This is a genomic window from Idiomarina sp. Sol25, from assembly GCF_033052775.1.
Classification (GTDB): domain Bacteria; phylum Pseudomonadota; class Gammaproteobacteria; order Enterobacterales; family Alteromonadaceae; genus Idiomarina.
In genome coordinates, this window is the sequence record NZ_JAUPEW010000001.1 from 1 (window position 1) to 11,535 (window position 11,535).

Genomic DNA, 11,535 nt, shown 5'->3' on the forward strand with positions numbered 1-11,535 from the left:
GGGTTGTTAGCTCAGTTGGTAGAGCAGTTGACTTTTAATCAATTGGTCGCAGGTTCGAATCCTGCACAACCCACCACTTCACTGAATACCTCATTAAAAAACACTTATCCATACCGATGAATTAAGAGTGATACGGACTTAGCTATAAGCATCCCTTGAATTCAGCTATAATAGCCCTCACTTACTGAGAACACTTAGAAAACAAGCCGTAGTATCATGACCGAGATTCAAACTCTGGATAGCCTTGATTATACTTTTCCTCCAAAACCTAAACCTTTAAGTGCGGAAGAAAAGTCTGAAACCATTAATCGCATTAAGCAGCTTCTGATTGATGAAGATGCTGTATTGGTGGCGCACTACTACACAGACCCTGATATTCAGGCATTAGCTGAGGAAACCGGTGGCTGTGTGGCCGATTCTTTAGAAATGGCTCGTTTTGGGCGAGATCACCCGGCGAAGAAACTGATTGTAGCTGGTGTCCGTTTCATGGGTGAGACAGCAAAAATTCTTACGCCTCACAAACAAGTACTGATGCCGACATTAAAAGCCGAGTGTTCTCTTGACCTTGGCTGTCCACCAGAAAAATTTGCTGAGTTTTGTGATCAACATCCTGACCGGACCGTTGTTGTTTACGCTAACACTTCGGCAGCGGTAAAAGCTCGTGCAGACTGGGTAGTGACATCCAGTATGGCGCTTGAGCTTGTCGATCATCTGGATTCCAAAGGAGAAAAAATTCTTTGGGCACCGGATAAGCATTTGGGCGGCTATATCGCACGGGAAACCGGTGCAGATATGCTGCTGTGGCAGGGTGCTTGTGTCGTGCATGATGAGTTTAAAGCGAAAGCTCTGCAGGATATGAAAAAGCTTCATCCTGAGGCCGCTATTCTCGTGCACCCTGAGTCGCCGGAGAATATTGTGGCGATGGCGGATGCTGTTGGCTCTACTTCGCAGCTTATTAAGGCGAGTCAGGAATTACCGAATGAGACTTTCATAGTAGCAACCGATAAAGGCATTTTTTATAAAATGCAGCAGTTGCAGCCGAATAAGACCTTTATTGAAGCCCCAACCGCGGGTAATGGTGCAACGTGTCGCAGTTGTGCACATTGTCCCTGGATGGCAATGAACGGCTTAAAAGCGATAGAAGAGGCGTTAACGGATGGTGGAGCAACACATGAGATTCATGTCGATGAAGCTCTGGGTCAAAAAGCCATGGTGCCGTTAGACCGAATGCTGGAATTTTCAGCTAGCTTAAAATAATTTAAAGGCTCCTTCGGGAGCCTTTCTACTATTGGTCCATAAAACATATTTATAACAATAATAACTTCAGTGCCTACCGAAGTGAATTTCTGCATGCTAATCTAACTTTATTGAATAATTATTCGAGTGGTGTAAGCATGGGACTTTATGATCCAGCTGATGTCCGTGATAACTGCGGTTTTGGCCTTATCGCTGATATTAATGGCGAAGCTCAGCAAGGTTTAATTTCTACCGCAGTAAAAGCGTTGGATCGTATGCAACATCGTGGTGGTATTGGCGCCGATGGTAAAACCGGAGATGGCTGTGGGCTGCTACTGCAAATACCCGAACAGTTTTTCCGCCATTACGCAGAAACCCAAGGCTGGCAGCTAAGCAAGAAGTTTGCTGTCGGTATGATATTTTTTAGCGGCGACAAGGATAAGCGTGAGTCTGCCCGCCATCTTATTGAGCAAGAGCTTCAAAGAGAGACTTTAGCGGTCACTGGCTGGCGTAAAGTTCCGGTTAACAACCAAGTACTGGGTGAAGGCGCTAAAGCCTCTGAGCCGGTTATTGAGCAGGTTCTGGTGTCGGCTCCGCCGGGCTGGCGTAAAAAAGATCTAGAAAGACGCTTGTATATGGCCCGAAGGCGCATCGAAAAGCGGATGCCTAATCAGGATGAGCTTTATATTTCGTCGTTGTCGAGTCTGGTCTTAGTCTATAAAGGCCTGATGATGGCAGCTGACTTGCCGGCTTATTACATCGACTTAGCCGATGCCGAAATGAAAACCTCTATTTGTGTCTTCCATCAACGCTTCTCTACCAATACAGAACCGCGCTGGCCGCTGGCTCAGCCTTTCCGGTTCCTTGCTCACAACGGTGAAATTAATACTGTACGTGGAAATCGTCAGTGGACACAGGCAAGAGCTTATAAATTTCAGACGCCCTTATTGCCGGATCTACAAGACGCAAAGCCACTGGTGGGCCTGTCAGGCTCCGATTCTGCGTCGTTAGACAATATGCTGGAGCTATTACTGGCTGGCGGCATGGATTTATTCCGGGCAATGCGTTTGCTGATTCCACCGGCATGGCAGGGCGATGCCACTATGTCGGACGAAATGCGCGCCTTTTACGAGTTTAACTCCCTGCATATGGAGCCCTGGGATGGGCCTGCCGGCGTTGTCATGAGCAATGGCCGACATGTGGCCTGCAGTCTGGATAGAAATGGTCTGCGTCCGGCGCGATATGTTCTGACCCGTTCGGGTATTCTGACCATTGCTTCAGAAGTGGGTATCTGGGATTACGACGAGCAGGAAGTGATTGAAAAAGGTCGCTTAGGACCGGGACAAATGATGGCGGTGGATACCTATACCGGCAAAATTTGGTATAACGACCAAATTGAAGAAGAACTCAAGCAGCGTCACCCCTATAAACAATGGCTGGAACAGCACCGTCGTCACTTAATACCGTTTGAGCGTAGCCACGCTGACAAGCTGGGTAAGCGTTTGTATGACGACAAGACCATGCTGGTTTTTCATAAAGCGTATTTGTACTCCGAAGAAGAAATCCAGCAAATTATCAGTGTTCTGGCCAAAGATGGTCAGGAAGCTGTGGGTTCTATGGGCGACGATACACCCACTGCGGTGCTCTCAAAGCAGCCGCGTTTGCTTTACGACTATTTCCGCCAGCAGTTTGCGCAGGTGACCAACCCGGCCATTGACCCGATTCGTGAAAGCCATGTCATGTCGCTTTCCACTATTATCGGGCGTGAGCATAACGTATTTAACGAAGCATCAGGCGATGCCGATCGGGTGGTATTTGAATCTCCTATCCTGATGTACACCGATTTAAAACAGCTACGTGAACTGGACGAACAACATTACCGTTCAACCACTTTATCGCTTGGTTTTAAACCGAAGCAGCAAAACCTGCAACAAGCCATCGATAGCCTGGTTGAACAGGCAAAAGCCGCGGTTAAGGATGAACAAACGGTTATTCTGGTTCTCAGTGATAGAGATTTACAGCGGGAACAGCTGACGATACCGGCAGCCATGGCTGTTGGGGCGGTGCAACAAGTGCTGGTGAATAATGATCTTCGCTGTGATTCAAACATTATTATTGAAACCGCCTCCGCGCGTGATCCGCACCATATGGCAGTATTAATAGGTTTAGGCGCCACTGCGGTTTATCCGTACCTTGCGTATGAGACCGTGGAACAACTGGTGGCCAGGGGCAAAGTCACACTGGACATAAAGGAGGCGTTGCTCAACTACCGTAAAGGCCTGAATAAAGGCTTACTGAAAATACTCTCGAAAATGGGTATTGCGACAGTGGCGGGGTACCGGGGATCCTCCTTGTTTGAGGCGGTTGGGCTAAACGAAGATGTGCGTCGTCTTTGCTTTGAAAACGTGCCAGCACGCATTGATGGTACTGGGTTTGACGATATACAGCAGGATCTTCAGCAAAGCTTCCACCGTGCCTGGTTAACACGAAAAAAACTGGCTCAGGGCGGCTTGCTAAAATATGTGCACGGCGGGGAGTATCACGCTTACAACCCGGATGTTGTGACTTCACTGCAACGCGCGGTAGCAACAGGCGAGCAGCGAGATTACGACGTTTACGCTAAGTTCGTTAATGAGAGGCCGGTGACTCACCTGCGTGATTTGCTCAGCATTAAATTGCCTGAAAAAGCAAAAATTAAAAAAGAAAAGGTAGAAGCTAAAGAGCTTCTTTTTCAGCGTTTTGATACGGCGGCTATGTCGATAGGTGCGTTAAGCGCTGAAGCTCATGAAGCCTTAGCTATTGCCATGAATACTATTGGCGGGCACTCAAATTCTGGTGAAGGCGGGGAAGATCCGAAGCGTTTTAACAACGCAAAAAATTCGCGAATTAAGCAAGTGGCCTCGGGACGCTTTGGTGTTACGCCGCATTATCTGGTTAATGCTGATGTTATACAGATAAAAGTTGCGCAGGGGGCCAAACCCGGCGAGGGTGGCCAGCTGCCCGGCGAAAAAGTCACTGCAGAAATTGCCCAGCTGCGTTACGCCGTTGCGGGAACTACCTTGATATCGCCGCCGCCTCATCACGACATTTATTCCATTGAAGACTTAGCTCAACTGATTTTTGACTTAAAGCAGGTAAACCCGAAAGCCTTAGTTTCAGTCAAGCTGGTTTCTACGCCTGGCATTGGCACCATTGCTACAGGTGTCGCGAAAGCGTATGCCGATTTAATTACTGTGTCCGGCTATGACGGCGGAACCGGTGCCAGTCCCATGACTTCCGTCAAGTATGCCGGCTCGCCCTGGGAGCTAGGTCTTGTTGAGGTGCACGAAGCTTTAGTTGTTAATAATCTGCGCCATAAAATTCGGTTGCAGGTCGATGGCGGCTTAAAAACCGGTATGGATATTGTTAAGGCGGCTATTTTAGGCGCTGAGAGCTTTGGCTTTGGCACCGCCCCTATGATTGCTCTGGGGTGTAAATATTTACGCATTTGCCATTTGAACAACTGCGCAACCGGTGTGGCTACTCAGGATGAAACTCTGCGCCGTGAACATTTCTCAGGCTTGCCGGAACGCGTGGTGAAATTGTTTGAGTTTATGGCGGAAGAGGTTCGCGACATTCTCGCTCAATTGGGGCTGGAAAAGTTAACCGACGCTATTGGCCGGGTTGATCTACTGGAACGACTGACCGGTGAAACCAAACGTCAGCAGCAGTTACAGTTACATGCCTTGTTGCAGTCCGCAGGAGTGCGTTCAGAGCACTCTTTATATTGCACCGAGAAGAACCCGCCGTTTGACCAGGGCAAGCTGAACCAGCGTTTGCTGGAATTGTGCAAAGAGTCTATCGATAAGCGCAGCGGAGGTCATTGGTCCTTGGCTATTCGTAACGATGACCGTTCGGTTGCTGCAAGTGTATCGGGTTACATTGCCAGTCAGCATGGAAACCAGGGAATGGCGGTTGCGTCAATTACCTTAGGTTTTATTGGTACCGCAGGACAAAGCTTTGGTGCATGGAATGCCGGTGGCTTAAAGCTGTACCTGACCGGAGACGCCAACGACTACGTCGGGAAAGGTATGGCCGGTGGTGAAATTACCATTAAGCCACCAGCAGGCTGTCGTTATAACACGCACGAAGCCGTTATTATGGGGAATACCTGTCTGTACGGCGCGACTGGCGGCAAGCTTTATGCTGCCGGTTGTACCGGCGAGCGTTTCGCGGTTCGTAACTCCGGCGCTACAGCTGTGGTAGAGGGCATTGGTGACCATGGCTGTGAATATATGACAGGCGGAATTGTGGTGGTACTGGGTGACTGCGGCATCAATTTTGGTGCAGGCATGACCGGCGGTTTTGCTTATTTAAGAGACAGCGACGGTGATTTGCACCGTCGGCTTAACCACGAATTGGTTGAAGCCGTAGCAGTGGATACCCCGATTATTCAGGAGCACTTGCGCGGTTTAATTCATGAGCATCACGAAGCAACGGGAAGTCACTACTCGCGCGAGTTGCTAAACAACTTCGAGCAAATAGTGGACAGCTTTTATATCGTCAAACCAAAAGCGGCAGATGTGAAAGAGCTTTTAGGGCATCGGGCGCGGTCAACCGCAGAATTACGTGTGCAGGTGATGTAATGAACAAGAATATTTATCAGTTTTTGGACGTGCAGCGCATTGATCCGCCGAAACGTCCGGTTGAAGAGCGCCGCATTGAGTTTAAAGAAGTTTATGATCCAATGCCCGACGTGCAGCTAAAAGGCCAGGCAGATCGTTGCCTGGACTGCGGAAACCCATATTGTGAGTGGCAATGCCCGGTTCACAACTATATTCCTCAGTGGCTGGAGCTGGCCAACGAAGGGCGAGTTATTGAAGCCGCTGAGCTTATGCATAAAACCAACAGCCTGCCTGAGGTTTGTGGCCGGGTCTGTCCGCAGGATCGTCTGTGTGAAGGTGCCTGTACACTGAATGACGGTTTCGGCGCAGTAACTATTGGCAGTATTGAAAAACAAATGGTCGATGAAGCTTTTAAACAGGGCTGGCGGCCAGACTTAAGTGGTGTGACTCAACGTCAGGAACGGGTTGCTGTGATAGGGGCCGGGCCTGCCGGGCTGGCCTGCGCTGATGTGCTCGCTCGCAATGGTGTCAAAGCTGTAGTGTATGATCGCTACCCGGAAATTGGCGGACTGCTGACTTACGGCATTCCGCCATTTAAGCTGGACAAAGAGGTAATGACTTTACGTCGTGAAATATTCACTGACATGGGCATTGAGTTTAAGCTGGGTGTCGAAGTGGGTAAAGACATCAGTTTTGCTGAACTGGAAGCCAGTTACGATGCGGTATTTTTAGCGTTAGGAACCTACAAAGCGCTGGATGGAAAATTAAAAGGTCTGGATGCCGACGGGGTTTATCCTGCTTTGCCGTTTCTGATTGGTAATACGCAAAAACTCATGGCTCATGAACCAATGTCTCAGTATCCGCTGATTGATGTGAAAGACGAGACGGTGGTTGTACTTGGCGGTGGCGATACCGCGATGGACTGCGTCAGAACCTCAATAAGACAGGGGGCGAAGTCGGTTGTCTGCGCTTATCGTCGGGATGAAGGCAATATGCCCGGGTCACGCAAAGAAGTGCAAAACGCTCGTGAAGAGGGAGTTTCTTTCGAGTTTAATCTGCAACCGCTGGAAGTGATTACGGACAATTCCGGTAAGGTTAGCGGCGTGAAAATGGTACGCACTGAGCTTGGCCCAGCTGATGAAGACGGTCGCCGGCGTCCACAGCCTGTGCCGGACTCAGAATTCGTTATGCCGGCCACCGCAGTCATTATTGCCTTTGGCTATCAACCTAACCCGCCGGAATGGTTACAACAGCACAAAGTGGCGCTAAGCGACTGGGGCACCGTGCTGGCTACTGGCGATACTGCGTATGCTATGCAAACCAGCAACCCGAAAATATTTGCCGGTGGCGATATGGTGCGCGGCGCCGATTTGGTGGTGACGGCGATAGCCGAAGGACGCAACGCCGCCGAGGGAATGCTCGATTATTTCGACGCCGTATAAGTTATGAGCAGCGCAATCAGCGCTGCCATTGTTTAATAACTGGTGCGTAACCTTCGCGAAAATTCGCATACTGAAGTGGGTAACCGCTTTCTTTCAAGCCCTTATTCATGCAGCGTTTAGAGCCTCTTGGACCAACGTCTGTATCAATGCTTCCGGTCAGCTCAATTCCAAGCTGCTCAGCCAGCCACTGGTAAACTTCGTATTGTTTGACCGGTTCATCGTCATTAACCAAATAAACAGGACTTGGCTGATTAACCAGGGTAAGTAAATGCACAATAAAGCCAGCGACATCGTCCTGATGTATGCGGTTGGTCCAGCTGTCACGAAGCTGGACATTACCTTGACTTAGTTGACGCAGCAAAAAGTCACGCCCTTCTCCGTAAATACCACTGCAACGAAGAATCGAGGTTTGCCCCGGTAAGGCATCGATAATGGATTCAGCCTGCAATAGAGCTTTACCAGAGTCTGATGTAGGCTCGGTTGCACTGTTTTCATCAATCCACTCGCCGTCGCGTTGTGCATAAACGCCGGTGCTGGAAACGTAAATAATATTAGGCTGATGAGTTTGCTGCGACAGCACTTGCTGCAGGTGACGGCAGGGAACGACGTAGCCCTGATGATAGCTATCTTCTGCGCCTTTTGCCGGGGTCAGGGTAATGACAACATTATCCCATTTATTCTGGAACAGTTGGTGAAGCTCTTGTTCATTGTTTAAGTCTGCTGCAACTAAATTGACTCCTTTGCGCACCGGCTTGCTCTCCGGGGTTCTGCAAACTCCGGTGGCCTGCTCGTTTTGATCGCTGAGCCTTTGCGCAACGCGGTCTGCAATGTCGCCGTAACCGAGTAAAAGCGTTTGCATGAAGATCCTCTTAGCGTTAATGAAAAAGAAATGTTGAACTTAATATAGATACTGACCAATAGCCCATTATGAGCAGTGAGCCTTACAATAGAAAGTCTGATTGATGAGCTTAAAACAGATTATCACCGCTCTCAATTTCAGTCTCTGTTTAAACAACATCTTAGCGAGTACGACAGCTTTGAAGGGGCTGCCGAATCAAAGCGGGCTTGCCAAACTAACGGAGCAGTCATAAAGGTTATTGCAGGCTGTTCCAGCGCATGGCTTTCCATCCTCTATTATATACCGCATAATCGAATCAAGCTTATTAATTAACAGGTATTCAATTATGTTCAAATTGTGGACAAGTTCATTACTGGCGGTAAGTGTTGGTTTAGCCACGCCGTTGAGCGCTATCGCTCAGGATAGCATTGATTATAAAGAGCAGGAAAAGCTACATAAAATAGCTGACGCCATGCAGGCTGACCGTATTGAAAGCGATATTCAGACCCTGGTGGATTTCGGCACACGCCATACCTTATCTGAAACCGAGTCGGATACGCGCGGCATTGGTGCTGCGCGGCGCTGGATTTTTGCCGAATTTGAGCGCATATCAGAAGCCTGTGGTGGCTGTCTAGAAGTCATGTATGTCAGCGACACTATTTCGGGAGAAAAGCGCATACCCGACCCTGTGGAAGTAAAAAGTGTCATTGCTGTTCAGCGTGGCAAAACAGACCCTAATCGTTATGTGATGATGTCCGGTGATATCGACTCGCGCGTTAGCGATGTTATGGATTATACCTCGGACGCCCCTGGCGCAAACGACAATGCCTCCGGTGTCGCTGGCGCGTTAGAAGCGGCACGAGTGCTGACTCAGTACGAGTTTGACGGCTCTATTGTTTATGCGGCACTGGCCGGCGAAGAGCAAGGTCTGTTTGGCGGAAAAATTCTGGCTGAAAAGGCCAAAGAAGAAGGCTGGCGTCTGACCGCTGTGCTCAATAATGACATGATTGGTAACATTGAAGGAATTAACGGAGTCATTAATAACACCACTGCACGTATTTTTGCTGAAGGCACCCGTATGAATGAATCGGACCGTGAAGCAACGATGCGTCGTTTTTATGGTGGCGAAGTGGATTCTCCTTCACGCAACTTAGCGCGCTACATTGATACAGTGGCTGATCGCTACATCAACAATTTAGATACAATGATTGTTTATCGCTTAGATCGTTTTGGTCGCGGAGGGCATCACAGACCTTTTAATGACTTAGGCTATGCCGGTATCCGCATTATGGAAACCAACGAAAACTATAATCGTCAGCACCAGGACCTTCGCGTGGAAGATGGCATTAAATATGGCGACACCATAGAGGGCGTAGACTTTGACTACGCAGCGAAACTGACGGCATTAAACGCCGTTTCTATGGCGAGCATGTCGTGGGCACCAAGACCACCGGCTAATGTCGAAATAGAAGGTGCAGTAAAACCGGATACAACCTTGCGCTGGGCAGCCCAAGAGGAAGATAAAGAAAATATTGCGGGTTATAAAGTTTACTGGCGTTTAACCAGCGCTCCGCAGTGGCAGTTCAGTCGCTATGTCGGTAACGTAAACGAATACACACTGGAGAATGTGGTGATCGATAATTACATTTTTGGTGTAGCTAGTGTCAGTAACGATGGCTTTGAAAGCCCAGTCGTATTTCCGGGACCAGCGGGGACATTTTCAATTGAGTAAAAGGTTGTTCAAAGCATTAACCGAGCCGCTAAATTATGAAGGGGAAGACCGAAGAGTTGGTTTTGAACTGGAGTTTAGCGGTTTAACCCTGGAGAGAACCGTCGAAGTTCTGCAACAACAGTTGTCGGGGGAACGGGTCGCTGTCTCTAAAGCCGAGCAAAAAGTTGAAGTGGATGAACTGGGGTCATTTACAGTTGAGATAGACTGGGACTATTTAAAGCGAAAAGCCAAAGCCGAAGGTGGAGACAAGTCTGCCTGGGTGCGCGAGTTAGGTAGCATAGCTGAGAACCTGGTACCGATTGAAATTGTTTGCCCACCACTGACTCTTGAACAGTGTGAGCAGCTAATTCCATTGACGGACGCTTTACGCGAAGCCGGGGCGAAAGGTACCGATGAATCCTGGATTGCGGCTTACGGTGTACACATTAATCCCGAGATACCATCTTTAGACCCAAATAGCCTGCTGCGTTATTTGCAGGCATTCTCTTTGTTACAATGGTGGCTAGTAGAGGCTCACCGGGTTGATACAACACGAAAGCTGAGTCCTTATATTGATAAATACCCTGAAGCTTACACCCGTTTGCTGGTCTCTCAGCAGGAGGTAAGTCAGGAGCAACTGATTAGTGATTATCTGGAACATAACGCGACTCGTAATCGGGCGCTGGATATGTTGCCACTGTTTGCTTTTCTGGATGAAGAAAAAATTAAAAAAGCAGTGGAAGATAATAAGATCAAAGCCCGCCCGACATTTCATTATCGTTTACCGAATTGTCAGCTTGAACACCCTGACTGGAATTTAACCGAACCATGGAGAATTTGGTGGATAGTGGATGCTCTTGCAAATGACGAACAGGCATTAGAATACTGGAAGCAGGCGTTTACTGATGCTGAGCGCCCGTTAATAGGAGTTTCAGAGAAAGACTGGAAGGAAAGGTTGCAGCAATGGCTCAAAGACCGCGAGTGGTTGTAACCGGGACCGCCAGGCGGTGGTCGCCTTCCTGGTGGTGTACGTGGCTTATTCTGAAGTGTCTTGGGGCATCCCCTGTGCGCGCGAGTGTCAGGCACCGCTGTGAACACGAAGGCATTGACGCCGTGATTATTGGTGGCGGCGATGACATTAGTCCTTCGGAGTATAATCAACCACCTGAGTGTGACGGTGAGTACGACCCTGACAGAGACGAGCTTGAAATTGCCTGGATACGATGGGCACTGGAAAAGAAAAAGCCTCTGTTAGGTATTTGTCGTGGCTCGCAATTGATTAATGTGGTGTTGGGCGGTGAACTGAATCAGAATATCCGGGAGCTACGACAGCTAACCTATAACCGACCCGGGTTATTGCCAACCAAACAAGTGTTTATTGAGCCCCGGAGTCAGTTGGCAAAAATTTGTAAAAAACAAAAACTGCGAGTTAACAGCCTGCACTCACAAATTGTGAAGCAAACCGGCGTCGGTATGCTTGCTGTGGGCTGGGATCTCGATGGTTTTCTGCAGGCTTCTGAAGGCCAGAACGAACAAACTATTATTGGCGTGCAGTGGCATCCTGAGTATCTTTTTTATGTGCCCAGCCAGCTCAGAATTTTCCGTTGGCTTATCAAACAATAATTGAACATTTCGATTATACCGTCATCAATATATCAATTTTTTTGATCCATCCTTAAGCCTGGTTAGTATAATCGTTCAATT

Annotated in this window: 7 protein-coding genes and 1 tRNA gene; 7 read left to right on the forward strand and 1 reads right to left on the reverse strand. The window is 48.6% G+C overall.

Annotation, left to right across the window (positions count from 1 at the left end):
* The 4 genes from Q5L94_RS00005 to Q5L94_RS00020 all read left to right on the forward strand — a co-directional run bounded on the left by Q5L94_RS00005 (nt 1) and on the right by Q5L94_RS00020 (nt 7,282).
* Nucleotides 1-76 (forward strand) — tRNA-Lys (locus tag Q5L94_RS00005).
* Nucleotides 77-216: 140 nt separating this feature from the next.
* Nucleotides 217-1,257: a quinolinate synthase NadA gene (gene nadA, locus Q5L94_RS00010; protein ID WP_317496473.1), complete on the forward strand. Its 1,041-nt coding sequence runs from the start codon at nt 217-219 to the stop codon at nt 1,255-1,257.
* Between the two features lie 137 nt (nt 1,258-1,394).
* Nucleotides 1,395-5,861: a glutamate synthase large subunit gene (gltB, locus tag Q5L94_RS00015; protein WP_317496474.1), complete on the forward strand. Its 4,467-nt coding sequence runs from the start codon at nt 1,395-1,397 to the stop codon at nt 5,859-5,861.
* Nucleotides 5,861-7,282, forward strand: a complete 1,422-nt coding sequence (locus Q5L94_RS00020; protein ID WP_317496475.1) for an FAD-dependent oxidoreductase — start codon at nt 5,861-5,863, stop codon at nt 7,280-7,282. Before gltB ends, Q5L94_RS00020 begins: the two co-directional genes overlap by 1 nt.
* A 16-nt stretch (nt 7,283-7,298) precedes the next feature.
* Here the strand turns inward: Q5L94_RS00020 and Q5L94_RS00025 are convergent, their stop codons facing one another.
* Complete coding sequence (locus Q5L94_RS00025; protein ID WP_317496476.1) at nt 7,299-8,141, reverse strand: SDR family oxidoreductase; 843 nt, start codon at nt 8,139-8,141, stop codon at nt 7,299-7,301.
* 325 nt (nt 8,142-8,466) lie between these two features.
* Here Q5L94_RS00025 and Q5L94_RS00030 point away from each other — a divergent pair, with 325 nt between their 5' ends.
* From Q5L94_RS00030 to Q5L94_RS00040, 3 genes are all read left to right on the forward strand, one after another.
* On the forward strand, nt 8,467-9,852 hold the full coding sequence (locus Q5L94_RS00030; RefSeq protein ID WP_317496477.1) for a M28 family metallopeptidase: 1,386 nt from the start codon (nt 8,467-8,469) through the stop codon (nt 9,850-9,852).
* Nucleotides 9,845-10,822: an amidoligase family protein gene (locus tag Q5L94_RS00035; RefSeq protein WP_317496478.1), complete on the forward strand. Its 978-nt coding sequence runs from the start codon at nt 9,845-9,847 to the stop codon at nt 10,820-10,822. The genes Q5L94_RS00030 and Q5L94_RS00035 overlap by 8 nt, the downstream gene beginning before the upstream one ends.
* 74 nt (nt 10,823-10,896) lie before the next feature.
* Complete coding sequence (locus Q5L94_RS00040) at nt 10,897-11,454, forward strand: gamma-glutamyl-gamma-aminobutyrate hydrolase family protein (protein ID WP_317496479.1); 558 nt, start codon at nt 10,897-10,899, stop codon at nt 11,452-11,454.
* Nucleotides 11,455-11,535 lie beyond the last annotated feature (81 nt).